The organism is Halomonas hibernica (assembly GCF_013183775.1).
Lineage (GTDB): Bacteria > Pseudomonadota > Gammaproteobacteria > Pseudomonadales > Halomonadaceae > Vreelandella > Vreelandella citrativorans.
Genome location: NZ_VIFN01000004.1, coordinates 239,008 through 262,401, shown reverse-complemented (window position 1 = coordinate 262,401; position 23,394 = coordinate 239,008). Strand labels below are relative to the sequence as shown.

Annotated in this window: 22 protein-coding genes; 7 read left to right on the top strand and 15 right to left on the bottom strand. The window is 55.4% G+C overall.

Features of this window, described 5'->3' with window-relative positions; genetic code table 11:
- Positions 1 to 70: 70 nt before the first annotated feature.
- The 4 genes from FKN99_RS08885 to FKN99_RS08870 all read right to left on the bottom strand — a co-directional run bounded on the left by FKN99_RS08885 (position 71) and on the right by FKN99_RS08870 (position 3,504).
- On the bottom strand, positions 71 to 463 hold the full coding sequence (locus tag FKN99_RS08885; protein ID WP_172117524.1) for a DUF4168 domain-containing protein: 393 nt from the start codon (positions 461 to 463) through the stop codon (positions 71 to 73).
- 261 nt (positions 464 to 724) lie between these two features.
- A complete protein-coding gene (gene mtgA, locus FKN99_RS08880; protein WP_172117523.1) occupies positions 725 to 1,441 on the bottom strand; it encodes a monofunctional biosynthetic peptidoglycan transglycosylase in 717 nt (238 codons plus the stop codon).
- An 8-nt stretch (positions 1,442 to 1,449) separates the two neighbouring features.
- Positions 1,450 to 2,304, bottom strand: coding sequence for an S-formylglutathione hydrolase (fghA, locus tag FKN99_RS08875; protein ID WP_172117522.1), 855 nt, complete (start codon positions 2,302 to 2,304; stop codon positions 1,450 to 1,452).
- Positions 2,305 to 2,394: 90 nt separating this feature from the next.
- The gene (locus FKN99_RS08870; protein ID WP_172117521.1) at positions 2,395 to 3,504 is read right to left on the bottom strand and encodes an S-(hydroxymethyl)glutathione dehydrogenase/class III alcohol dehydrogenase; all 1,110 of its coding nucleotides are present in this window, start codon (positions 3,502 to 3,504) and stop codon (positions 2,395 to 2,397) included.
- A gap of 160 nt (positions 3,505 to 3,664) precedes the next feature.
- On the opposite strand from FKN99_RS08870, the gene FKN99_RS08865 reads away from it, so the two are divergent.
- Together FKN99_RS08865 and FKN99_RS08860 are read left to right on the top strand one after the other, a co-directional pair.
- The gene (locus tag FKN99_RS08865; protein ID WP_172117520.1) at positions 3,665 to 4,561 is read left to right on the top strand and encodes a LysR family transcriptional regulator; all 897 of its coding nucleotides are present in this window, start codon (positions 3,665 to 3,667) and stop codon (positions 4,559 to 4,561) included.
- Positions 4,562 to 4,735: 174 nt separating this feature from the next.
- Positions 4,736 to 6,307, top strand: coding sequence for an AbgT family transporter (locus FKN99_RS08860; RefSeq protein ID WP_172117519.1), 1,572 nt, complete (start codon positions 4,736 to 4,738; stop codon positions 6,305 to 6,307).
- A 125-nt stretch (positions 6,308 to 6,432) separates the two neighbouring features.
- On the opposite strand, the gene rpoD is transcribed toward FKN99_RS08860, so the two are convergent.
- The 3 genes from rpoD to rpsU all read right to left on the bottom strand — a co-directional run bounded on the left by rpoD (position 6,433) and on the right by rpsU (position 10,755).
- On the bottom strand, positions 6,433 to 8,289 hold the full coding sequence (rpoD, locus tag FKN99_RS08855; RefSeq protein WP_172117518.1) for an RNA polymerase sigma factor RpoD: 1,857 nt from the start codon (positions 8,287 to 8,289) through the stop codon (positions 6,433 to 6,435).
- A gap of 224 nt (positions 8,290 to 8,513) precedes the next feature.
- Positions 8,514 to 10,364, bottom strand: coding sequence for a DNA primase (gene dnaG, locus FKN99_RS08850; protein ID WP_172117517.1), 1,851 nt, complete (start codon positions 10,362 to 10,364; stop codon positions 8,514 to 8,516).
- A 175-nt stretch (positions 10,365 to 10,539) separates the two neighbouring features.
- On the bottom strand, positions 10,540 to 10,755 hold the full coding sequence (rpsU, locus tag FKN99_RS08845; RefSeq protein WP_008956349.1) for a 30S ribosomal protein S21: 216 nt from the start codon (positions 10,753 to 10,755) through the stop codon (positions 10,540 to 10,542).
- Positions 10,756 to 10,990: 235 nt separating this feature from the next.
- On the opposite strand from rpsU, the gene tsaD reads away from it, so the two are divergent.
- Entirely contained in the window at positions 10,991 to 12,040 is a 1,050-nt protein-coding gene (gene tsaD, locus FKN99_RS08840; protein ID WP_172117516.1) for a tRNA (adenosine(37)-N6)-threonylcarbamoyltransferase complex transferase subunit TsaD, read from the top strand.
- Here the strand turns inward: tsaD and plsY are convergent, their stop codons facing one another.
- Positions 12,041 to 12,613 (bottom strand): glycerol-3-phosphate 1-O-acyltransferase PlsY, encoded by a 573-nt coding sequence (plsY, locus tag FKN99_RS08835; protein ID WP_172117515.1) that lies wholly within the window; start codon positions 12,611 to 12,613, stop codon positions 12,041 to 12,043.
- 78 nt (positions 12,614 to 12,691) lie between these two features.
- Here plsY and folB point away from each other — a divergent pair, with 78 nt between their 5' ends.
- Together folB and folK are read left to right on the top strand one after the other, a co-directional pair.
- On the top strand, positions 12,692 to 13,063 hold the full coding sequence (gene folB, locus FKN99_RS08830) for a dihydroneopterin aldolase (protein WP_172117514.1): 372 nt from the start codon (positions 12,692 to 12,694) through the stop codon (positions 13,061 to 13,063).
- Between the two features lie 4 nt (positions 13,064 to 13,067).
- Positions 13,068 to 13,613, top strand: coding sequence for a 2-amino-4-hydroxy-6-hydroxymethyldihydropteridine diphosphokinase (gene folK / locus FKN99_RS08825; RefSeq protein WP_172117513.1), 546 nt, complete (start codon positions 13,068 to 13,070; stop codon positions 13,611 to 13,613).
- A 19-nt stretch (positions 13,614 to 13,632) separates the two neighbouring features.
- On the opposite strand, the gene FKN99_RS08820 is transcribed toward folK, so the two are convergent.
- From FKN99_RS08820 to FKN99_RS08790, 7 genes are all read right to left on the bottom strand, one after another.
- On the bottom strand, positions 13,633 to 14,772 hold the full coding sequence (locus FKN99_RS08820) for a polynucleotide adenylyltransferase (RefSeq protein ID WP_172117512.1): 1,140 nt from the start codon (positions 14,770 to 14,772) through the stop codon (positions 13,633 to 13,635).
- A gap of 2 nt (positions 14,773 to 14,774) precedes the next feature.
- Positions 14,775 to 15,593 carry a symmetrical bis(5'-nucleosyl)-tetraphosphatase gene (locus FKN99_RS08815; RefSeq protein WP_172117511.1) on the bottom strand — a complete coding sequence of 273 codons (819 nt, stop codon included), beginning with the start codon at positions 15,591 to 15,593 and terminating at the stop codon, positions 14,775 to 14,777.
- Between the two features lie 191 nt (positions 15,594 to 15,784).
- Complete coding sequence (gene apaG, locus FKN99_RS08810; RefSeq protein WP_172117510.1) at positions 15,785 to 16,162, bottom strand: Co2+/Mg2+ efflux protein ApaG; 378 nt, start codon at positions 16,160 to 16,162, stop codon at positions 15,785 to 15,787.
- Positions 16,159 to 16,989 (bottom strand): 16S rRNA (adenine(1518)-N(6)/adenine(1519)-N(6))-dimethyltransferase RsmA, encoded by an 831-nt coding sequence (rsmA, locus tag FKN99_RS08805; protein ID WP_172117509.1) that lies wholly within the window; start codon positions 16,987 to 16,989, stop codon positions 16,159 to 16,161. The genes apaG and rsmA overlap by 4 nt, the downstream gene beginning before the upstream one ends.
- A gap of 41 nt (positions 16,990 to 17,030) precedes the next feature.
- Positions 17,031 to 18,089 (bottom strand): 4-hydroxythreonine-4-phosphate dehydrogenase PdxA, encoded by a 1,059-nt coding sequence (pdxA, locus tag FKN99_RS08800; RefSeq protein ID WP_172117508.1) that lies wholly within the window; start codon positions 18,087 to 18,089, stop codon positions 17,031 to 17,033.
- Positions 18,090 to 19,115 carry a peptidylprolyl isomerase gene (locus FKN99_RS08795; protein WP_172117507.1) on the bottom strand — a complete coding sequence of 342 codons (1,026 nt, stop codon included), beginning with the start codon at positions 19,113 to 19,115 and terminating at the stop codon, positions 18,090 to 18,092.
- A 35-nt stretch (positions 19,116 to 19,150) separates the two neighbouring features.
- A complete protein-coding gene (locus FKN99_RS08790; protein ID WP_172117506.1) occupies positions 19,151 to 21,598 on the bottom strand; it encodes an LPS-assembly protein LptD in 2,448 nt (815 codons plus the stop codon).
- Between the two features lie 70 nt (positions 21,599 to 21,668).
- On the opposite strand from FKN99_RS08790, the gene FKN99_RS08785 reads away from it, so the two are divergent.
- Together FKN99_RS08785 and murU are read left to right on the top strand one after the other, a co-directional pair.
- Positions 21,669 to 22,679 (top strand): aminoglycoside phosphotransferase family protein, encoded by a 1,011-nt coding sequence (locus FKN99_RS08785; protein WP_172117505.1) that lies wholly within the window; start codon positions 21,669 to 21,671, stop codon positions 22,677 to 22,679.
- On the top strand, positions 22,676 to 23,335 hold the full coding sequence (gene murU, locus FKN99_RS08780; RefSeq protein WP_172117504.1) for an N-acetylmuramate alpha-1-phosphate uridylyltransferase MurU: 660 nt from the start codon (positions 22,676 to 22,678) through the stop codon (positions 23,333 to 23,335). Before FKN99_RS08785 ends, murU begins: the two co-directional genes overlap by 4 nt.
- Positions 23,336 to 23,394 lie beyond the last annotated feature (59 nt).

The following is a 23,394-nucleotide window of genomic DNA, read 5'->3' as shown; positions in this document are numbered from 1 at the left end:
TAAACCCTGGACGCAAAAAAAGCCCGACACCAGGGTGTCGGGCTTTGATGGTGTATCAGCTAGTGATGGCTTAGGACTGGTTTGCCATCTCTTGAACACGCTGCATCATTTCCGGATCTTGCTGGATAGACTGACCGATAGCATTGAAGGTATCGACATCCAAGCCGCTGTCTTCAACCACTTCGATCATCCGATCGTTAGCTTCGGCGCGAACTTCCTGTTGGGCTGACTCATCTCCTGCTTCCTGCAGACGCTGTGTATACTCTTGCGAGATCACGGCGATTTCTTGAGAAGCATCGGCGAACTGCTGTAACTGCTGGTCAGAAAAATCCTGGGCGGGTGCTGCTTGCTGAGTAGCCATGGGATCCTGAGCCGGGTCCTGCGCTTGCTGGGCGTTGGCAGTAGATGCCATTAAGCCAGTGGCGAGCAGGGCAGCAGAGAATAGAGCAGTTATACGTTGCATAGTAAGAAACCTCATTGACGCGATATGAATGTGGTAAGTGTGACGCAAGGATTCAGCACAGGTTCAATTTTTTAAGTAAGAGAACGTAACAAAATGAAGTTACGATAATAACAACACACATAAAAATATATCAAAACAGTTTATATTCAATCACTTATACAAAAAAAATACCGCTATCATTTTGAATAATATTCGCGCACTGTTTTATAAATAGAAGCGCATCAAGGGAAGAAGCTGGCTTTAGCTCTTTAATCCAGCCTTCTATAGCCGTTCCAGGTACCCTACTCCGCCCAGGTTATGCATCTGCTGGCGTACCCATTGGCTACGCCTTTCCACTTGGGCGTCAGGTCGAGAGGCGCTGCGGGTACGCGGGCTGGGGAGGATGGCCGCGAGCAGGCTTGCCTGGCGCTCCGTCATCGCTCCACCGGAGGCGCCAAAATAGTGTTGCGCTGCGGCTTCCAGGCCAAACACGCCGCTATCCCATTCAGCGATATTCAGATACACCTCAAGAATACGCTGTTTGCTCCAGAAAATTTCAATCAACAGCGTGAACCAGGCCTCTAACGCTTTGCGCGTCCAACTGCGCCCACTCCACAAAAAAACATTTTTGGCTGTTTGCTGACTCAGCGTGCTGGCGCCGCGCAAGCGGCCGCCATCACGACTGGCCTCCCAGGCGCGTCGCAACTCAACAAAGTCAAAGCCTCGATGCAGAGGGAAACGCTGATCTTCAGCAGCAATCACCGCCAACTTGGCATTGCTGGATAAATTGTCCCAGCTTCGCCACTGATGCTGAATGCGAATAGGCTCGCTGTTTACCCAGCTCTGTATTTTGCGCTCCACCATGATCATGGAGCCTGGCAAGGGCACAAAACGAAACAGAATGACCAGCGCCACAGAAAGGAGCACAAAAACCAGCACGCCGCGCCACACAAGACGCCATAGCTGACGAAGAAAGCGGCTCAGCGTACGTTTAAGCATCGTTATCCTTAAGATTTCATAAGATGTTCCGCATGATAACGTAGATGCTCCTCAATGAACGAGGCAATAAAGAAGTAACTATGGTCGTAACCTGGCTGACGACGCAGTGTCAGCGGATGATCATGCGCGTCACATACGGCTTCAAGCCGCTCGGGCTTGAGCTGCTCTTCTAAAAACTGGTCCGCCTCGCCCTGGTCAATAAACAGCCGTTGACGCGAGGCGCCATTAGCGACCAATTCACAAGCATCGTACTGACGCCAAGTGGACTGATCCTCACCCAAATAGCTGGTAAACGCCTTTTGACCCCAAGGGCAGTTCATCGGGTTCACAATCGGCGAGAATGCTGACACCGAGCTAAAACGCCCTGGGTGACGCAACGCTAAAATTAATGCCCCGTGGCCGCCCATCGAGTGGCCGCTAATCGACTCACGCCCGTTTACCGGGAAGTGCTGGCGTACAACGGAAGGCAACTCTTCCACGATATAGTCGTACATTCGATAGTGTGGCTTCCACGGCGCTTGGGTAGCGTTGACATAAAAACCTGCCCCCGAGCCAAGGTCATAACTATCGTGCTCACCCGGTAAGTCTGTGCCACGCGGGCTGGTATCCGGACAAACGATGGCAATCCCAAGCTCTGCCGCTATCCGCTGGGCGCCCGCTTTCTGCATGAAGTTTTCATCGTTGCAGGTAAGCCCGGACAACCACCATAAAAGCGGTACACGCTCGCTTTCGGCTTGTGGCGGTAAGTACACCGCAAATTCCATATCGCAATCCAGCGCCCGAGAGTAATGGCGGTAGCGTTTGTGCCAGCCACCAAAACTGCGATTGGCAGACACCAGTTCCAGGGTTTCACTCATGCTCATGGGGCAGGCTCCTTGCGAAAAGAGAAGCGCGGCAGTGCTGCCTGCCGCGCTTTATCAGTAAATTAACAATACAGACCTGTTAATAACGACCTAGTAATGCAGAACGGTGCGGATGCTCTTGCCCGCATGCAGCAGTTCAAACGCTTCGTTGATTTTCTCAAACGGCATATCGTGAGTAATGAAATCATCAATATTAATCTCACCGTTCATGTAACGCTCAACGTAGCCTGGCAGTTCACTGCGGCCTTTCACACCACCAAATGCGGAGCCTTTCCAAACGCGCCCGGTCACCAGTTGGAACGGACGTGTGGAAATCTCCTCCCCCGCACCGGCGACACCAATCACGATCGATTCGCCCCAGCCTTTGTGGCAGCACTCAAGCGCTGAGCGCATCACATTGACGTTACCGATACACTCAAACGAATAGTCCACGCCGCCATCGGTCAAATCAACAATAACCTGCTGAATGGAGTCGCTGTAATCCTTGGGGTTTACAAAGTCAGTCGCGCCAAACTGCTTGGCCAGCTCAAACTTATCCGCATTAACATCAATGGCGATAATTCGACCCGCTTTCGCCATGACCGCGCCCTGGATTACCGCCAGACCAATCGCACCCAAACCAAAGACTGCGACGGTAGCGCCTGGCTCTACTTTTGCAGTGTTGAGTACCGCGCCAATACCGGTAGTCACGCCACAGCCCAGCAAGCAGATTTTATCCATCGGGGCTTCTTTGGAAACCGCCGCTAACGAGACTTCAGGAAGTACGGTGTATTCGCTGAACGTGGACGTTCCCATGTAGTGGTGCAGCATCTTGCCATCCAGCCAGAAGCGCGAGGTGCCATCGGGCATTACGCCTTTACCCTGGGTGGCACGCACGCTGCCGCACAGGTTAGTTTTACCTGACAGACAGAATTTGCACTTGCCGCACTCAGCGGTATATAGCGGAATAACATGGTCGCCTGGCTTGAGGCTGGTCACCCCTTCACCTACTTCCTGAACGACACCGGCGCCTTCATGACCCAGCACTGAAGGGAAGAGTCCTTCCGGGTCAGCGCCCGACAACGTATAAGCATCGGTATGACAAACGCTAGTAGCCGCCATTTTTACCAACACTTCGCCCGCTTTCGGACCTTCCACATCAATTTCAACCAGCTCAAGCGGTTTACCCGCCTCTAACGCAACGGCAGCACGTGATTTCATAGTGTCACTCCTTAAGACAGTGGCGCAGTAAGTCGCCTGAACAGATAACGTCTTGCTCCAATAGCGACAGTGTAAGGTAGCTAGAGGTACTAGAAAAAGCGGGATATACTCATAATATTATTGCCACTGAGCAACAATCACCTACAACGGATGAATCTCCATGCAGCGCTGGGATCGTGTCGAAGCCTTTATTGAAGTAGTCAGACTGGGCACATTTTCTGCGGCCGCAAACCATCTAAAAGTATCAACCTCGCATATTAGCCGCTTGGTGAGCCAACTCGAAAACCAGCTCGGCATTCAGCTTCTCTACCGTACAACGCGTCAAATACGCTTAACGGATGCAGGCGCTCTGTATATGGAGCATTGTCAGCATCTGTTTGATGGATTGAAAGATGCCGAACAGGCGCTGAGCGAACTGCAGGCCAAGCCTCGGGGCCTGCTTAAGCTGACCTCAGCCACTACCTTTGGCGAGCGTTATATCGCACCGCTGGTGAATGAATTTCAATGCCTACATCCTGATCTTGAAGTGTACATGCATTTTACCAACCGGCCCGTTGAACTCATTGAGGAAGGCTTTGATATCGCCATTCGCATGGGCGTATTAAAGGATTCAAGCCTAATCGCCAGACGCCTGTGCGACCGACGTGAATACGTTGTCGGCTCCCAGGATTACTTTCGCCAGACACCGCCTCCTCACACGTTAGCAGAACTTGGCCAACATCGTTGTCTGGTAGGTTCACGGCCTAATTGGCTGTTTGATAGCAACGGCCAACGCCGCGAAGTACGCGTAGAAAGCTGCTGGACGGGTAACTCCGGGCCCGCCCTGCTGGATGCCGCGCTTAAGGGCCTGGGCCTTGCCCAACTGCCCGACTATTACGTAGCACCTCACCTTGCAAGTGGCGAACTCATCGCCGTACTGGAACCCTTTCAACATCATGATACGGCTGTCTGGGCGGTTTACCCCCGCCACCGCCACTTGTCCCCCAAGATTCGTCAATTGGTCGATTATCTGGTGGCCAATATGTCGCGAGTACTGCCGAACACGCCATCACTTTAACGCCAGGGCCGACCTTTCGCTTGCCATAGCCCCTCCTGCGCTTACGGCATTTCATTTTTTAAATCCCGCTATACGTAAAGCCGTTTGCGCCCTTATACACTTCAACGTAGTGTCATCTTTTAGCCCCAATGGGCTTTTTTTGCTACAAACCTCCACTCTAACGACATAAAACTTATGACACCCCCTAAAAACCATGAAAAAAACCTAAAGCGTGGCGCGTTTACCCGCTTTCTCGATAGCGTTGAGTGGCTTGGCAACTTGCTCCCTCATCCGGTCACGCTATTTGCCATTTTATGTGTCCTTGTGGTGATAGCCAGCGGTATTGCCGGTGCCTTAGGCGTGTCAGTTGCCGACCCACGCCCCGCTAACGAGGGCGAATGGATTGCGGTTAATTCCCTCCTTAACGCCGAAGGCTTACGCCGGCTGGTCACCGAGATGGTGACAAACTTCACAAGCTTTGCGCCTTTAGGCACTGTGCTGGTTGCCATGCTGGGCGTTGGCGTAGCCGAACACTCAGGGCTACTTTCTGCCAGCATGAGAGCGTTGGTGCTTAACCGCTCACCCCGCATCGTTACCTATGCCATTGTGTTTGCGGGCATAATGTCCAACATGGCGGCCGAGCTTGGTTACGTTGTACTTATTCCTCTGGCCGCCATGATCTTCCATTCACTTGGGCGCCACCCTTTGGCGGGGCTCGCTGCGGCTTTCTGTGGTGTTTCCGGCGGCTACAGCGCCAACCTGCTCATTGGAACCGTCGACCCGTTACTTTCTGGTATTACCCAAGAGGCCGCTCGCCTACTGGACCCGGCTTATGTGGTAGGCGCTGAAGCAAACTGGTTCTTCATGTTTGTCAGCACCTTCTTTGTGACCTTGATCGGCGGCCTGGTTACCGAACGTATCGTGGAACCGAAGCTTGGCAAATACGATGCCGCTGATGCCGATAGCGACATTGGCCAGCAGTCCATGCAAGGGCTTTCCGCTGAGGAGAAGCGGGCGCTAAAAGGCACGGGGTTAGCCACGCTGGTGCTTATTGGCTTAATTGCCATGACCGTGATACCTGAAAATGGCATCTTGCGTAATCCAGAAACAGGGCTAATCAGTGGCTCGCCCTTCCTGAGCGGCATTGTGGTCATTGTAGCGGTCTCCTTCTCACTACTGGGCTTCATCTATGGGCGCCTGGAAGGCACGATGCACAATGATCGTGATGTGGTAAATGCCATGGCCAAAAGCATGAGCAGCCTTGGGCTGTATATTGTGCTGGTCTTCTTTGCCGCTCAGTTTGTGGCGCTGTTTAACTGGAGCAATTTTGGTACTGTGACGGCCGTGGCGGGCGCTGATCTGCTGGAGTCGCTTGGGTTACGTGGCCCCGGCCTGTTTGCGCTGTTTATTTTACTGTGTGCGTTCGTCAACCTGTCGCTGGGCAGCGCATCGGCGCAATGGGCGGTGACCGCTCCGATTTTCGTTCCCATGCTGATGCTGATGGGCTACGCGCCAGAGGTGATTCAGGCGGCCTACCGGATCGGTGACTCTGTCACCAACCTGATCACTCCGATGATGAGCTATTTTGGGCTGATACTGGCGGTTGCTACCCGTTATCGCAACGATATGGGCATAGGCACACTGGTCGCCTTAATGTTGCCCTATACGCTATTCATGTTGATCGGCTGGAGTTTACTGTTCTTTGTGTGGGTGTTTTTGCTGGGGCTGCCTGTTGGTCCTGGCTCTGCAACTCACTACACGCTATAACAAAGGCTCAACGGCATCAGGATTCGTGGAGTACTTGACACTAGATAGCAAAAAGCCCGCCGTTTAAAAAACGGCGGGCTTTTTTTACGCTAGATACTAGCGCCTAAGCACTAACCTGGACTGCCTTACTCGTCCAGGAACGAACGTAGCGGCTCAGAACGGCTAGGGTGGCGAAGCTTGCGCAGCGCCTTGGCCTCAATCTGACGAATCCGTTCACGGGTTACGTCAAACTGCTTGCCCACTTCTTCAAGCGTGTGGTCAGTATTCATATCAATACCGAACCGCATGCGCAGTACCTTGGCTTCACGTGCGGTGAGGCCGCCCAGTACGTTACGCGTCGCTTCAATCAAGCCTTCGCCGGTGGCCATATCGATAGGCAGCAGCATGGTGCCGTCCTCGATAAAGTCGCCCAAGTGCGAGTCATCATCATCACCAATCGGCGTCTCCATGGAGATAGGCTCTTTGGCAATTTTGAGCACCTTACGTACCTTGTCTTCCGGCATTTCAAGACGTTCGCCGAGCTCTTCCGGGGTCGGTTCGCGGCCCATTTCCTGCAGCATCTGGCGCGACACGCGGTTAAGCTTGTTGATCGTCTCGATCATGTGAACCGGAATACGGATCGTCCGTGCCTGGTCAGCAATTGAGCGGGTAATCGCCTGACGAATCCACCAGGTCGCATAAGTAGAGAACTTATAACCCCGACGGTATTCGAACTTATCCACTGCCTTCATCAAACCGATGTTGCCTTCCTGAATCAAATCAAGGAATTGCAGACCACGGTTGGTGTACTTCTTGGCAATCGAGATAACCAGACGCAGGTTGGCCTCAACCATCTCTTTCTTGGCGCGGCGTGCTTTTGCCTCACCAATCGACAGCTTGCGGTTCACCTCTTTCAAATCCGCCACGGTGAGCTGCACCATGTCTTCTTCGAAAGCAATTTTACGCTGCGAACGGGCGATATCAGAACGTAACGGCTCAAGACGGTCAGCGTATTTGGGCTGCGCTTCCTGGAACGCATCCAACCACTTGGGGTTAGATTCGCTACCCGGGAACGATTTGATAAACGTCTTGCGCGGCACTTTGGCTTTTTTAACACAAAGCTGCATGACCGCTTTTTCCTGGGCACGCACTTGCTCAACACTAATACGTACCTGGCCTACCAGGCGTTCAAAGTGTTTTGGCACCAGTTTGATCGGCGAGAACAATTCGGCAAGACGAGCCTGCTCGGCTTTCAGCTCGGCGCTGCCGCGACCGTGCTTGGTAAGCGCCGCTCCGGCTAACGCGTTTTGCTCGCGAATTTGCTCAAAACGCGCCCGCGCCTCTTCAGGGTCCGGACCGCCTTCGCTGGCGTTGGAATCTTCGTCATCCTCCTCGCCATCGCTGTCGCCGTCTTCGTCGTCGCTTAAGTCGGTGGCTACCTCAGGTTCAGGCACATCCGCCTCGGCAACGCCGGGGATACCTTCATCGGGATCGATAAACCCTGAGAAAAGATCCGACAGACGGCCAGGCGCTTCTTCATCCTGAGTAGCGTCGTAAGCATCCAGAATGGAGGCGACAGCCCCTGGCAAGTAGGCCAGGGCCGACATGACTTCACGTGTACCCTCTTCGATCCGCTTGGCAATTTCGATTTCGCCTTCACGGGTCAAGAGTTCTACTGTGCCCATTTCACGCATGTACATGCGGACTGGGTCTGTGGTGCGACCCACGTCGCTTTCCACGGCAGCGAGTGCCGCAACGGCCTCTTCCGCAGCGGACTCGTCCGTGGAGTGATCCGACATCATCAAAGTGTCTTCATCAGGCGCTTCTTCAGCGACACGGATACCCATGTCGTTGATCATGCCAATGATGTCTTCCACTTGATCCGGGTCGGCGATATCCTCGGGTAGATGGTCGTTGACCTCGGCATACGTCAGGTAACCCTGCTCTTTGCCGCGCGCGATCAACTCCTTCAGACGTGACTGCTGCTGCGCATTTCCAGCCATAGAAACCCTATCTCGACGAAGAAGAATGAAACACCTGGAGCGCTGAATCGATTAAACTCAACAAGCCGAACAGTATAGCGTAAATAGCTGTATTTTTTCCAGCGAAACGTATTTGCGCGGTCATTCAGGTGTGTTAGGTTGTTCGGTTAGGCCAGCACTTGGTGACTGACCCTATATCTGGTGTTGGTGAGGGAAAAATTCAACCCCCTCTCTCCGAACACCGGTCAAAACCGCTGGGCCAACTCGACTACCAAGCCGGCCAAGCGCTGACGCTGCTGTTTATCCAATTTCTGCCCAGCGCGTTCCTGAGCCAACAACGCCTCGTACTCTTCCTGGGGCGAGCGCTTACGTTGCTTCTGCTGCAAGTGCTCAACCAACCCCCTTAACTCTGCTTCTCGTGCTGCCTTGGGGATCAATAACTCCCGCGCGGCAAACTCTGCCAGCACCGCGCCCTGTGGCGTACCCTGAAAATGCGCCAGCACGACCTGCGGACTGCGATAGCGTCCGGCCTGCAAGAGCACGATCAAATCGCGACAGAGCGGCGTATCCGCATCATCAGGCAGCCACTCCAGATTATCCGGCAAGGCTGACACTACGCTCGGCTCGTGCAGCAGAAGCTGCACGATGCGCCCAACGGGCGTAAGCACCCGGTTACGTGCACGTGACGTAGCTCCAGTAGAGCCCGCCTTTACAGTACTCGTCTGCTCCGCGCTATCTTCGACAACAGGTTCAGCCGCCTCCCAATACGCTTGCCCCTTGGGTGCCGCTGTGCGCTTATCCAACAGCGCTTGCAACTGCTGTTGCGCCAAGCCACTGCGCTTGGCAAGCGCTTCAAGCAGTAACGATTTGAGCATGCCATCAGGTACTTTGTTCAACGCTTCAAGCACCTGGCTTGCAAATCGCTCGCGCCCCTCCACCGTGTTTAAATCACGACCCTGAGCCGCCTGCTCAAACAAAAACTCCGACAGCGGCATCGCACAGGTAACACGATCCTTAAACGCTTCGGCGCCTTCACGACGCACCAGCGTATCCGGGTCATCGCCTTCTGGCAGAAATAGAAAACGCGCCTCACGGCCGTCAATCATCAACGGCAGCGCGGTTTCCAGTGCTCGACTGGCGGCCTGGCGGCCAGCGCGGTCGCCATCAAAGCAGAACACCACTCGGCTGACCAAACGAAACAGACGGCTTAGATGATCTTCGGTCGTCGCGGTTCCCAGCGTAGCCACAGCGTTATGGATGCCGTACTGCGCAAGCGCCACAACGTCCATATAGCCTTCTACCATCACCAGCTGTTCAAGCTTGCTGGATGCCTGGCGCGCCTCATAAAGCCCATAAAGCTCGCGCCCTTTATGAAACACTGGGGTTTCTGGTGAGTTGAGGTATTTGGGCTGCTCGTCGCCCATCACTCGCCCACCAAATGCAATCGTCCGCCCTCGTAGATCGCGGATCGGAAACATCACCCGATCCCGAAAACGATCGTAAGTACGCCCCGTATCTTCACGATGAATCAACAGGCCATACTCAATCTGGACAGGTTCTGATATCTCCCGCTCACCAAGGTGCTGCTTGAGCGCTTCCCAGCCGCCAGGCGCGTAGCCTATGCCGTAGGCATTGATCACCTCAGCAGAAAGCCCTCGGTTTTCCAGATATTGCTGGGCGCCTTGCCCTTCGCGCATTTTAAGGCGCTCGCGATAAAAGCTTGCCGCAAGCTCGAGCAGGTTAACGCCCTCTTTGCGCTTTTTTTCACGCTGATGTGCACGTGGGTCGTCAGCGCCTTCGCGCGGCACATCAAGACCCAGCCGCCCGGCCAACTGCTCCACCGCTTCAGGAAACGGCAATTTGTCGTATTCCATCAAGAAGCGTAGTGCATTCCCATGCACGCCACAGCCAAAGCAGTGATAAAACTGTTTATCAGCACTTACCGTAAACGAAGGCGTTTTTTCCTGATGAAAAGGGCAAAGACCCGAGTAGTTCCGGCCAGCCTTTTTAAGCTGCACACGCTCACCAACCACTTCCACCACGTCAACGCGGCTAAGCAAATCGTCAATAAAACGCTGGGGAATCTGGCCTGCCATTTACAACGGCACCCTCGCGCATGTGCGCTAAACGCTTGCTTAACGTCATCTGGCGGACTGCCCAATCACCTTAAACAGCGTAGAAAACTGAAAAAACAAACGGCCACCTAGTGGCGGCCGCTTGGCATCCCTCTTGAGACAACCAGCTAACCGCTCTGGCTCTCTCGGGTACGGATCAATAGAGCCGTTCGAAACGCTTTTGCTCACGCTGAACTTTCTTGGCGTGGCGTTTTACGGCAGCTGCCGCTTTGCGTTTACGCTCAGCAGTCGGCTTCTCATAGTGCTCGCGACGGCGTACTTCAGAAAGAACACCAGCTTTTTCGCAAGAACGCTTGAAGCGACGCAGGGCGACGTCAAACGGCTCGTTATCACGTACTTTTACAGAAGGCATTAAGCACTCACCTACCTTAAGGAGTCTTGAGTTCGAAAGTACGTACACCATCATCGCATTATTGCGAAGAACATAGCGTACGACCCAGTTTTTACAGCGCACGATAGTTTAGTCGTGGTTGGCAATGATTGCAAACTGCACCCCTGACATTGTGTAATCAATGCCACCTTTATGGGCGTTAGACATGTTAAAATTTTGCCTTATGCAATCTGTTAGCCCTCTGTAGAGACTTCCTATGCGTGTGCTTGGCATCGAAACTTCCTGCGACGAAACTGGCGTTGCTCTTTATGACACCTCCCGCTCAGGGGGCGACGGCCTGCTGGCCGATGCGCTGTATAGCCAAATTGCCATGCACGCCGAGTATGGCGGCGTGGTACCCGAGCTTGCCTCACGGGACCACACGCGCAAGCTGCTCCCTTTGATTGAGCAAGTGTTAAGTGATGCCAAGCTGACAAGAAACGATTTAGAGGGTATTGCCTATACCGCAGGCCCGGGGTTGGTAGGCGCGCTCATGGTAGGTGCCAGTACGGCCCACGGTATGGCCCGTGCACTAGGCATTCCGGTATTGGGCGTGCACCACATGGAAGGTCATCTACTCGCTCCCATGCTGGAAGACGATGCACCAGCGTTTCCTTTTGTGGCCCTACTGGTATCTGGTGGCCATACCCAGTTGGTCGAAGTCCAAGGACTTGGAAGCTATCAGCTATTGGGTGAATCCGTTGATGATGCAGCCGGTGAAGCGTTTGATAAAGCCGCTAAAATGCTCGGCCTTGCTTATCCCGGCGGCCCGTTGGTGGCCAAGCTTGCCGAACAGGGCGACCCCAAACGGTTTCGTTTTCCACGTCCGATGACTGACCGGCCGGGGCTTAATTTCAGTTTCTCAGGGTTAAAAACGCATACCTTAACGGCCATACGCCAGTTGGAAGCGGCTGGCGAGCTTGACGAGCAGGCGCGCGCTGATGTGGCCCGCGCCTTTGAAGAAGCCGTGGTCGATACACTGGTCATCAAATGCCGCCGGGCGCTGGACCAAACGGGGTTAAAACGGCTGGTGGTGGCTGGCGGGGTGAGCGCCAATCACCGGTTGCGTGAGCGCCTGGCACTTGAGTGTCAAAAACGTCAGGCAAAGGCCTACTATCCTCGTGGCCGGTTCTGCACGGATAACGGCGCCATGATCGCGTACGTGGGCGCCCAGCGCTTGGCCGCTGGTGAACAGGACAAGGATGGCGTTATGCAGGCTACGCCGCGCTGGCCGCTTGATCAGTTGACGCCTCCCAACGCCGAATAATTAGCGACGCCCCAGGCGCGGCTCATCGCCGCGTCTTAATCTGCGAATATTAAGCCCATGACGCAGCAGCACCAGTAGGCTCAAGCCGCCCACTACGCCCACATAAGCAGGCGCCAGCCAGATACAGGCAAGCGGCGCCACCAGCGCGCTTAACAAGGAAGCCATTGCCGCGGTTTTTAAGCGCCACGCCAGCAAGGTCCACACCCCCACGCTCACCAGTGCAACACCCGGGGTCAGCACCAGCAACACGCCCAGCGCGCTGGCGACGGCCTTTCCACCACGAAATCCATACCATACCGGGTAGCTATGCCCCAGTAATACCGCCAGCCCAATCAGCCCCTGCCAACTGACCGGTAACGCCATTAATTTACTGGCAAGCACTATGGGTACGCCTTTTAACGCATCCAGCAAAAGCGTGGCGCCCGCCAGGCGCGGCCCATAAAGGCGTAACACGTTAGAAAAACCAGGATTACCGGAGCCACAGCGACGAGGATCGCCCACTCCCGCTATCCGGCAAACACTAATCGCTGCCAGCCAACTGCCGCTTAAATAGCCGAACACTAACCACGCCATGGCGCCTTTTCCATCCTACTGTCGTTTCGTTTCATCCTAACGTACAATCGCCCGCTTGTTGTCGCCGAGGAAGAGCTTGTGGACCGCATTTTGATCGAAGCACTCAAGGTAGACACCGTGATTGGTGTTTACGATTGGGAGCGCACCATTCAACAGTCGCTTAGCCTGGACTTAACCCTGGCGACCGATATTCGCCCGGCTGCCGCTACTGACGATTTAAGCTTAACGCTAGACTATGCGGCTATCTGCCAGCGTATCCAACGATTCGCTGACACGCATCAATTCGCGCTGGTGGAGACCTTCGCGGAACGCCTGGCTGACTGCCTGCGCAGCGAGTTTTCCATTACCTGGTTACGCTTGCGGGTGCGTAAACCCGGCGCGGTGCCGCAAGCGGCGAGCGTAGGCCTTGAAATTACACGTGGCGAGCTACTGGAGGCCACAAGGACATAATCTCATGAGCCTGGTTACCGTCAGTTTAGGCAGCAATATTGATCCTGTGCGTCATATCCGCCTGTGTCTCGATGCACTTTTCGATACCTTCGGGCCTTTAAACGTCTCGCGCGTTTTTGAAAGCGAGCCGGTTGGTTTTAGCGATACCCGTAATTTTTATAACCTGGTCGTGGCCTTCGAAAGTAACTGGTCGCCGAGTGAATTACAGGCATGGGCCAAGGCTTTGGAAATTATTCATGGCCGTAAGCAGGGCTTGGACAAATACAACCCTAAAACGCTGGATATCGACCTGCTAACGGTGGGCAACCTGCAGGGCGTCGTTGAAGGTGTTGCACTGCCCCGCGCCGAAATGACCGAAAGCGCATTCGTGTTACAGCCCTTGGCGGAGCTGCTACCTAACGAACGGCACCCGGCTTGCAACACGCCTTACGCCACACTTTGGAATAATTTTTCGCTGGGAAATCAGCGGCTTTGGGCGGTAGACTTTACCTGGGGTAGCGCCTGGATATCGCACGCGGAGCCTGCGTTCTGTACGTCCCAGGCTCGCTAAACCTCTTTTGATTGGCTAATCATTCGCTTAACGCATCACTGACTGCTTGCTGGCGCTGTTTACGTAGCGCTTGGCCTAATTCAGCCCCCTTGAATCCTTGAGCGATGAGCCCCTGCGGGCTAACGCTGCGTGCCGCCAGCCAAGCAGCCTGTAGCGGCTGGGCATAATTTTTTTCAATAACACCGGCACTTTCAATCACACCGACTAACGTGAGCTGTGTGGCGACCTGGTCAGGCTTACGAAAACCATCCAGGCGTTCCAGCCAATGCAGCACCGCTATCGCCTCTAAAGGCTCTTTTAGCAGCGACAGGGTCAACGCGACATAGCGTGCCAACTGCGCTACGGCATTGGGTAAACGTAGCGTTGACGCCAATGCCTCGCGACCCGCGTCATCCAGCACGCTCACCAGTAATGCATAGCGCCAATGTGCCAGCGGCGTTGAGCTATCGTCAGGCACGTACTGCAGTGCGGCCAAGCCGCTCTGCAGTTTTTCTGCTGAGAACGACCACCATATTGCCAGCGCCTCACACTGCGCCAACGTCGTGAAGTAAGCTTCGGGGCTGGGTTCACCCAAGGCTTTTTCGGTTTCGACCCATACTCGTTCAGCGGCTAAATGCTCAAGCTCACCACTGCGGCTAACCTCGGTCATCAGTGCCAGGGTTTCAGAGGCGATAGAGAACCCCAGCGACGCATAGCGGGCTAAAAAACGTGCCGTACGCAGCACCCGCAGCGGGTCTTCACCAAACGCAGAGGAAATATGCCGCAGCACGCGTTGTTCGATATCCTTCTGGCCATCAAAGGGGTCAATCAGCGGCCCATCGACCCGTTGTGCAATGGCATTCACGGTCAGGTCGCGACGCAGCAGGTCCTCTTCCAGCGTTACTTCGGGGCTGGCATGCACTTCAAACCCCGAATATCCGTGTCCGGTTTTTCGCTCCGTACGCGCCAGCGCATACTCCTCCGCTGTATCAGGGTGCAAAAACACTGGAAAATCTCGCCCCACCGGCTTAAAGCCGCGCTGGCGCATAGCCGCTGGAGTAGCGCCCACCACCACCCAGTCGTTGTCATACACTGGCCAGCCCAGCAGCGCATCGCGAACAGCGCCGCCCACGCGGTATACGTCCAGCCCGGCAATGCGCGGATCATTTGAGTGCGCCATTACTACCGCCCTCCTCGTTGCTGGCTGGGTACGCTCATTCGCTCACCGGTATCTATATTAAGCGCGGTTAACGTCCCACCCCACACGCAGCCCGTATCCAACGCGTCTACCCGAACCCTGGCGCCCCGCGTCTTTCCTTCTAGCGCGGCCCAGTGTCCAAACAGGAGGTGAGGGTCGTCGTCACGGGCATACTGAAACCACGGCGCAAAGCCAGGCGGGGTGCTAGCGAGGCCCTCTTTAGCAGCAAACTCCAGCCGCCCTTGGCTGTCAATAAAGCGCATACGTGCCATAGCGTTAACAATAAAGCGCAGCCGGTCCATTCCCTCCAGGTCCTCTCGCCAACGATCAGGCTGATTACCAAAAAGCTCGGTCAAGAAATGCCCTGACTGCTCGCTGGCAAGCGCTTGCTCAACCTCACGGCTATAAGCGACAGCCTGCTCTATGCGCCACTGAGGCAGCAAACCGGCATGCGTCATTAGGGTATTGCCTTGCTGCACTGCAAGCGGCTGGCACTGCAGCCAATCCAGCAGTTGCTCGCGATCTGGCGCATTAAGAATATCGTTGAGGGTATCGTGCTTTTTTTGCCTGCCGCCGCCACGCGCGACCACCAACAGATGAAAGTCGTGGTTGCCCAGCACACAGCGTACCGAGCCGCCCAGTGCGTGCGCTTCGCGTAAACACTCAAGGGAGCCTGGCCCACGGTTGATCACATCGCCCACCAGCCACAATGTGTCGTGCAAGGGATTAAAGTTCAGGGCTTCAAGTAGCGTCATAAACTCGGCGTAGCAGCCATGCAAATCGCCAATCGCGTAGGTACTCATGCGCGGGCCTTATATAAACGAGGGCATTAAACATGCATATTAAAACGCGCACATTACACATGCTGCGCGGTGTACGATTGCGCTCTGAGCGCCTGTCCTGGCAAGAGCCCCATACCAAACCAGCACTGTCTGGCCGTCAGACTGAACTCAACAATGCTTTAACGCAGTATTCGCGATGGCGATCACTAACGTTAGTGCAACTGACGCGGCACAGCCAAGCGAAAAGGCGCTACGGGCACTTCAAAGGCACGCTGGGTATAGGTGTTCAACAACGTATAGGCACCTTCCATCACGCCCACCGGTGTTTGCAAAATCGCCCGGCTGGTATAGCGAAAGCGCTGACCGGGGCCGATCAATGGCTGCTGCCCGACCACGCCCTTGCCACGCACTTCCTGACTATCGCCGTTGCCCTGGGTGATTTTCCAGTAACGTGCCATCAGCTGTACGCTATGCGGGCTTTGATTATGCACCGTCACGGTATAGCTAAATACGTAGCGTGATTCCACGTCGCTGGATTCTTCGGCACAATATTCAGGCGTTACACTGACGTCGATAGCTAAACCACTCACCCGTTTTCACTCCCATCACTACCTGGCCTTTCATCAGCAGCCACACGGTTAGCAATGGTTACATACTCAGCAACCGTTAGCGTTTGCGGGCGGCGCGTGGGGTCAATACCCAGCGCTTCTAACGTTTCAGGACTGACGCGTCCTTTCAAGTTATTACGTAAGGTTTTACGGCGTTGGCCAAAGGCTAGCTTTACCAGCTCAAACAGGAGTGCCGGGTCGTCGGCTACGTGCGGCAAACTTGCGTGCGGTGTGAGGCGCACAATGGCAGAGTCGACGTTAGGCCGGGGTACAAAGGCCTCGGGCGGTACGATAAACAGCTGGTCGACGTGGCAGTAGTACTGCGCCATCACAGAAAGCCGCCCCCAATCCGTACCGCCTGGCTGGGCAGCCAGCCGCTCAACGACCTCTTTTTGGAGCATAAAGTGCATGTCGGCAATCGCATTACCGGCCGTGAGCAGATGCACGATCAGAGGTGTTGAGATGTTATAGGGCAGATTGCCGACGACGCGCAGGGCGGGGCCATCGCCTTTCAGCGCCGCGAAGTCAAACTTCAGCGCATCGCCTTCATGGATAATAAAGTCGGGGTAGTTGAAGAACTGCACGCGTAGGCCAGGAATCAAATCGCGGTCCAGCTCAATCACCTCAAGCTTCCCTGCCGCCTCAAGCAGTGGCGCGGTCAGCGCGCCTTGGCCCGGCCCAATTTCAACAAGACGGTCGCCTTCCCGCGGCCCAATAGAGCGCACAATACGCGAGATGATACCCAGGTCACGTAGAAAGTTTTGACCGAAGCGTTTGCGAGCACGGTGCTGCTGGGGCACTTGAGACATCTAACAGAATTCCTTGGAGGTATTTTTCAATCGTGGAGGCGTTACGCCTGGCGGGCCATTTGGGCGCGCTGTTCGGCAAGACGCCGAGCAAGCGATAGCGCAACGCGCAAGCTACCAGGGTCAGCCACGCCTTTACCCGCGAGGTCAAGCGCGGTGCCGTGGTCTACCGACGTACGCACTAGCGGCAAGCCCAGCGTGATATTAGCAGCTTGACCAAAGCCAGCATACTTAAGCACGGCCAAGCCCTGGTCATGGTACATCGCCAGCACGGCATCAACACCCGCCAAGTGGCGAGGCGTAAACAGCGTATCGGCAGGAAAAGGGCCTTGAATATCCAGCCCTTGCGCACGCAGGGATTCAAGCGCGGGGATAATCGTCTCTTGCTCTTCATGGCCCAAATGGCCATCTTCGCCCGCGTGAGGATTTAGCCCGCACACGGCAATACGCGGCGAGGCAATACCAAACTGATGCACCAGATCATCGGCCAGCAAGCGGCTAATCCGGGTTACCCGCGCGACGGTAATCGCATCGGCAACCTGGCGCAGCGGCAAGTGTGTGGTGACCAATGCAACGCGAAGATCACCACTGCCTTGCCAGTCCGGTGCGTTGGCGTGTAACGCGGCATCGGTTGCCAGCATCATCACGACCTCATCAACACCGCAGGCATCACGCAACCACTCTGTATGCCCTGTGAACCCTGGGTAGCCGCCTTCAATGATGACGCCTTTATGCAGCGGTGCGGTGACAATGGCGGCCGCCTGGCCTGCCTGACAGGCAGCCACGGCCAGCTCAAGCGTGGCAAGCACATACCCTGCATTGGCCGGGTTAAGCACGCCAGGCGTTGCGGGCTCATTCAACGCTACGGGCCAAACGGGTAACTGCCCCGCGCAAGCGGCTACTTCCTGGCCTGGGCTTGTTTCCACCAGTGCCACATCAAGCTCTAGCGCAGCGGCCCGCTGGCGCAACATATCGGCATCACCAATGGCGACGGCCTGCGCCGGTAGGTGGCCCTGTACGGCCAGCATAAGCACTAGCTCAGGCCCAATACCCGCAGGCTCTCCCGTGGTAATCAGCAGCGGAAGGTCAGCGATTTGGCTCATTTAAAGGCGAACATCCACAAAGGCTTCCGCGCGAATTTCCTGCTGCCAGACTTGCAGCTCTTCATTGGCGCGGCGCTGGAAAATGGCCTGACGCACTTGCTCCTGGCGGCTCTCATTGGTCACGTTCTGACGACGACGCTCTTCAACTTCAATTACGTGGTAGCCGAACTGTGAGCGCACTGGCTCGGAGATTTGGTTAACGTTCAGCGTCTGCAATGCTTCCTCAAACGCCGGTACGGTTTGGCCAGGACGCACCCAACCCAGCTCGCCACCGTTAAGCGCACTACCGCTGTCGTCACTAAACTCACGTGCTACGGAGGCAAAGTCAGCACCTTGCTGTAAACGCTGACGCACCTCCTGAGCCCGGGCACGCGCCTGCTCTTCACTGCGCGTTGGCGTTAGCTCAACCAGTACGTGACGTGCGCGGATCTCTTCGACAAACGCCTGATCGCTATTTTGATTGCCCTGTTGATCAAGCACGCGCTGAACATCACGGTCGCTGACCGATACGCGCTGGCCAACCTGGCGCTGCTGCACTTGGCGCATCAACATTTCACGACGAATGTCTTCACGCACCTCAGCTAGCGTCATGCCATCGGCTTCTACCGCGTTTGCGAACTGATCCAACGTCATGTTGTTGGATTCAGCAATCGTACGCAGCTGACGGTTCAGCTCGGTATCATCGATGCTTAGATTGCTGCGATTTGCCAGCTGTAACTGGATTTCATCCAGTATCATCCGTTCAAGCACTTGCGCCTGAAGCGCAGAGCCTGGCGGAAGCGAGCCTCCCTGAGCTTGCGCTTGCTGCTCTATCTGAGCAACACGATCGTCGAGTTCACTGCGCATAATAACGCCATCGTTAACCACGGCAACGATGCTATCGATCGGCTGGCGCTGGGTGGACTCAAAATTCTGCGCTTGCGTTACCAGTGGAGCGGCAAGCGTGCCTGCGCCCATGCACAGCGCGATAACGCTTGCGGCCGACATCGTTTTTGCATGAGCTAGCAGCATATTTCTGGTTTTCATAAAAAGTCTCTTTCAGTCGCCATTCAAGAACGTCGTTACAAGGGAGTAGGACGGTAACCCGGAATGGTCCGTTCAAAATAGCTGTCAGCCTCTTGGCCAACGCCGCCCAAGCCACGGAATACAAAGCGTAAAAATAGCCCGCGATCGTTGAAGTCATCTGCAACACGCGCAGTGTCGTTGTCATCCACCCACTCGCGCCAAACAAGCTGCACGCCGTAGCAGCAGTCGTTCCATTGTACCCCTGCCAATTTTTCAAGCGCACGATCATTGGTTTGGTCGTGAAGATACCGGCCTATCAGATCCACCCTTGGGCTGGTTTTCCAGGCAAATGACACGTCCCACTCTTCGCGGTTGTAATCACGAAAGCCATCATCGCCTGGTAACGTATCAGGGTCGAAGCCTTCGATCTCCCAACGGTAACCCAGGTTCACTACATGGCCTTCAGGGTGCCGATAACGCAGGTCAAAGCGAGTGCGTTCCGTCTTTTCACGGTGATCATCGTAAAGCCATTCGTAGCCGGTACTCCAGCGATCATTGATCTGCCAGTCCAGCCGGGTTACCAGAGGCGAACGATCACGCGTGGCCTGATAGTAACGCTGCGGGTTAACGTAAGGGTCTTCTTCTGGCCGCGCTGGCAGGGTATCCGGATCTCCGTCACTATCAATACGGCGGTCCGAAAAATAGAGACTTTGCCCGATACCGAATGTTAGCCGATCACGGCCACTGTCATCTTCGATAAAGCGCGTCTGCACACCCACTGACACACGGTTAAGATCGCCGACCCGATCTCCACCGGAGAAGCGGTGGGGCGACCACAGCTGGTCCCATGAGAAAGCCCGCTCACGACTATCGAAATCGGGTAGCTGGGTCTGGTTCTTGCGGGGCACATAGGCATAGTTAAACCGCGGCTCCAGCGTTTGCCGATAGCCGCGATTTCCAAGCTCCAATTCACGCTCAAATACCAAGCCGCCATCCACCGACGTCACCGGCACAGTTCGACTTGGTGAGGTATTGCGCTCCGTTTCACGGTCACCGTAGTCCAACTCGTAGGCGGTATACCAAAGCTCAGCCCGTGGTTCGATATATCCCCAGGGCTTTTCTTCGCGCCAGCCGACGGCCGGCGTTAAGTGTAGACGCGTGCCGGTTGCCGCCTCGCGTTCCGGCACCAGCCGCTCATCCACGTCACGCCAAAAATAGGTCGCGTTGGAGCGCCATTCGCTGAAGAAGCCACTGCCTAGCTGCCAACTGGAATTCGCGGTCAAACTGGGCAAGCGGTAGAACGGCTTATCAGAGTCGCTAAGCGGGTCTTCAAGGCGCTGAAAGCCTTGCGCCCTGGCATCGAGATACCACTGGTCACCCTGATAATCTATCTGGGCAAGCCGCTCAAGGCTTACGCGGTCGCTCCCTCCAAACTCATCACCGAAGTCGTCGAAATAGCGGCCGTCACTGGAAGCGCCATAGCGCAACCGATAATTGCTGCGGCTGTTGACTCGGCCCGCATGGCGCGCATCGACATACCAACGGGTTTCGCCAGCAAAGCGGTCACTACCACTGTTACCTCCGTCGTCCCTACTTAAGTAGCCCCCCTCAATGGTTCCCTCGCTTTCCGAAAACAGGTAGCGGTATTCACCGTTGAGCAGCAACCCACGGTCACTCATCCAACGCGGCGTAATGGTGGCGTCGTGATTAGGGGCGATATTCCAGTAAAACGGCTGTGCGTAATTAAATCCATCTGACGAAAACCCGATAGCCGGGGACAACAGCCCCGTGTGACGCTTGTCGTCAATAGGGAAGCGCAACCACGGCCAGTAAAAAACAGGCACGTCTTTTACTTTTAAGCGGGCATGCGTCGCGGTACCAAACCCCGATTCCTGATTTAGGCGTATATCACTGCTCACCAGCTCCCAGGTATTGGCGCCGGGCTCACAGGTCGTAAAGGTGGCATCTCGCAAGCGATACTGAGACTCGCCTGTTTGCTCAAGCTGACTTGCCTGGCCACGCAAACGCTCTTCATACAGCACATAGTGGCTGTTACGCACACTCGCGCGATCTTCATTGAGCATTAAGGTGGCGCTGTCGCCACGCACCAACGCTTGGCCATCACGCAAAGCGAGATTACCCTCAGCATCCACCTGCTCACGGTTTGCGGGTAAATAAATGCGTTCGGCTTCTAATTCCGAATTACCACGTCGCAATACCACATCGCCTCGCAGCAATGCCTCGCCATCGGCGGCGTAATCTACGTCCTGGGTTTCAACTGACAGCGTTTCCGGGTTCTGCTCTACAGGCAACCGGTAGCTGGGCATCACGTACCGGCCACGGCACAACTGTTGTGACGCTTCATCTCCTTCCCAGGCCTGCCAGTCAAGCGCTTGTGCGGGCAGCGCTTGATTCTGAGCCACCACCGAGAACGAGGCGCTAGCGAGCAAACTGCCCATCAGCGTATGCGCAACCGGTATGATGCGCGAAAATCGCTTGCCCATGTTCGTTATCCTTGGCATCCAGAATAGGTATTATACAGCCCGCATGATGCCCGACCAGCAAGGAGCTTGCATGTCCTCTTTACGGATTGATGCCCTCACCCGATGGGCCGCAGAACAAAACAGCCTAAATCCGGCGTTGATTACCCTCTCTCCAGCGGGCGGCGACGCCAGCTTTCGGGGCTATTTTCGTCTAACACTACCTAATGGCGACACCCAAATAGTCATGGATGCACCGCCTGCTCAAGAGGATTCAGCCCCTTTTGTTACCATTGGCCACCGCTGGTACGCGGCGGGCTTACCCGTTCCCAAAATTTATGCCGCGAATTTAGACGACGGTTTTTTACTGCTGGACGATTTAGGCAGTACCCCCATGCAGGACCGGTTTACCGATAGTGCCGCGGTGATTCAGTATCATGAAAAAGCTCTGGGCTTGATTGCCGAGCTGCAAAACAGGGCCAGCCCAACCGCACTTCCCGACTATGATGCTGCGCTATTGGCTCGTGAACTCGACCTGTTCCCTGAGTGGTGCATGGATAAGTGGCTGACGCTACCTTGCCCATCCAGCTGGGAGGCACTGCGCACAGACCTTATTCACCGGGCGCTTCAACAACCGACGGTTAGCGTTCACCGTGATTTTGATGCCATGAACATCATGATCAACCATGACCGCTTATATATGATCGACTTTCAGGACGCCGTGGCAGGGCCGATTAGTTACGACGTTATTTCCTTGCTGCGAGGCCGCTATTGGCGCTTTAATGCGACCCAATTCGCTGAACTGGCCACCCTGTTCTATCGCCAGGCCCGCAGCGATGGGCGCCTGTCCAGCGTACTAACAGAGGCCGACTTTATTACCCAGTGCCACGCCATGGCCGCTCAGCGCTCGTTAAAAGTGTTGGGCATTTTTTGTCGGTTAACGCTACGTGACCACAAACAGGGCTACCTGGCACGCTTACCCCACTTCCTGGATCACCTTGAAGATAGCCTGAAAGGCCTGCCCGAACACGTCGCCTTTGCCAACTGGGTAAGGCTCACGCTGCGCCCAGCCATTCTGCAACGCCTGGCGGAAGAGCATCCATGAAAGCGATGATATTAGCGGCCGGCTTAGGCAAGCGAATGCGCCCGTTAACCGACCACTGCCCCAAGCCCCTGCTCCCGGTCGCAGGGAAGCCGCTGATCGTTCATCACCTGGAGCGGCTTCAGCGGGCAGGTATTGAAGACGTCATTATTAATGTGAGCTATCGCGCCGAGCAAATCATTCAAGCGATAGGCGATGGCCGGGCCTACGGTGTCAATATTCAGTGGAGCCATGAGGCCACGCCGCTTGAAACGGGCGGAGGCATTCAAAAGGCGCTACCGCTGCTGGGCGAGGAACCCTTTCTGCTGGTCAATGGTGATGTGTGGTGTGACTACCTGCCCGCCAACACTCAGCTAAACAGGGGCGATCTAGCGCACCTGATACTGGTGAATAACCCTGACCATCATCCTGAAGGCGACTTTTCCCTGGATAAGGGGCGCGTTCTTAATCAAGGCGCACAGCGCTATACCTATGCCGGTGTCAGCATTATTCATCCCAGGCTGTTGGCTGGCCAGCCCACCGAGGCGTTTGCGCTCGCGCCACTATTAAAAAATGCGATGAATGAACAGCAGGTGTCAGGGGAACACTTCGCAGGACACTGGGTTGATGTAGGAACGCCCGAACGCCTTGCCGCCCTGGAGCACTTTTTAAGCCAATAAATCCCCCTCGTTATAAGAAGGCCCAGAGAGGGGATTCAAACAGTGCGCCCAGGCAAAGA

What these genes read in the sequence shown, in the direction of transcription:
- FKN99_RS08885 (WP_172117524.1), bottom strand. Translation starts at nt 463, where the DNA reads ATGCAACGTATAACTGCTCTATTCTCTGCTGCCCTGCTCGCCACTGGC.
- mtgA (WP_172117523.1), bottom strand. Translation starts at nt 1,441, where the DNA reads ATGCTTAAACGTACGCTGAGCCGCTTTCTTCGTCAGCTATGGCGTCTT.
- fghA (WP_172117522.1), bottom strand. Translation starts at nt 2,304, where the DNA reads ATGAGCATGAGTGAAACCCTGGAACTGGTGTCTGCCAATCGCAGTTTT.
- FKN99_RS08870 (WP_172117521.1), bottom strand. Translation starts at nt 3,504, where the DNA reads ATGAAATCACGTGCTGCCGTTGCGTTAGAGGCGGGTAAACCGCTTGAG.
- FKN99_RS08865 (WP_172117520.1), top strand. Translation starts at nt 3,665, where the DNA reads ATGCAGCGCTGGGATCGTGTCGAAGCCTTTATTGAAGTAGTCAGACTG.
- FKN99_RS08860 (WP_172117519.1), top strand. Translation starts at nt 4,736, where the DNA reads ATGACACCCCCTAAAAACCATGAAAAAAACCTAAAGCGTGGCGCGTTT.
- rpoD (WP_172117518.1), bottom strand. Translation starts at nt 8,289, where the DNA reads ATGGCTGGAAATGCGCAGCAGCAGTCACGTCTGAAGGAGTTGATCGCG.
- dnaG (WP_172117517.1), bottom strand. Translation starts at nt 10,364, where the DNA reads ATGGCAGGCCAGATTCCCCAGCGTTTTATTGACGATTTGCTTAGCCGC.
- rpsU (WP_008956349.1), bottom strand. Translation starts at nt 10,755, where the DNA reads ATGCCTTCTGTAAAAGTACGTGATAACGAGCCGTTTGACGTCGCCCTG.
- tsaD (WP_172117516.1), top strand. Translation starts at nt 10,991, where the DNA reads ATGCGTGTGCTTGGCATCGAAACTTCCTGCGACGAAACTGGCGTTGCT.
- plsY (WP_172117515.1), bottom strand. Translation starts at nt 12,613, where the DNA reads ATGGCGTGGTTAGTGTTCGGCTATTTAAGCGGCAGTTGGCTGGCAGCG.
- folK (WP_172117513.1), top strand. Translation starts at nt 13,068, where the DNA reads ATGAGCCTGGTTACCGTCAGTTTAGGCAGCAATATTGATCCTGTGCGT.
- FKN99_RS08820 (WP_172117512.1), bottom strand. Translation starts at nt 14,772, where the DNA reads ATGGCGCACTCAAATGATCCGCGCATTGCCGGGCTGGACGTATACCGC.
- FKN99_RS08815 (WP_172117511.1), bottom strand. Translation starts at nt 15,593, where the DNA reads ATGAGTACCTACGCGATTGGCGATTTGCATGGCTGCTACGCCGAGTTT.
- rsmA (WP_172117509.1), bottom strand. Translation starts at nt 16,989, where the DNA reads ATGTCTCAAGTGCCCCAGCAGCACCGTGCTCGCAAACGCTTCGGTCAA.
- pdxA (WP_172117508.1), bottom strand. Translation starts at nt 18,089, where the DNA reads ATGAGCCAAATCGCTGACCTTCCGCTGCTGATTACCACGGGAGAGCCT.
- FKN99_RS08795 (WP_172117507.1), bottom strand. Translation starts at nt 19,115, where the DNA reads ATGAAAACCAGAAATATGCTGCTAGCTCATGCAAAAACGATGTCGGCC.
- FKN99_RS08790 (WP_172117506.1), bottom strand. Translation starts at nt 21,598, where the DNA reads ATGGGCAAGCGATTTTCGCGCATCATACCGGTTGCGCATACGCTGATG.
- FKN99_RS08785 (WP_172117505.1), top strand. Translation starts at nt 21,669, where the DNA reads ATGTCCTCTTTACGGATTGATGCCCTCACCCGATGGGCCGCAGAACAA.
- murU (WP_172117504.1), top strand. Translation starts at nt 22,676, where the DNA reads ATGAAAGCGATGATATTAGCGGCCGGCTTAGGCAAGCGAATGCGCCCG.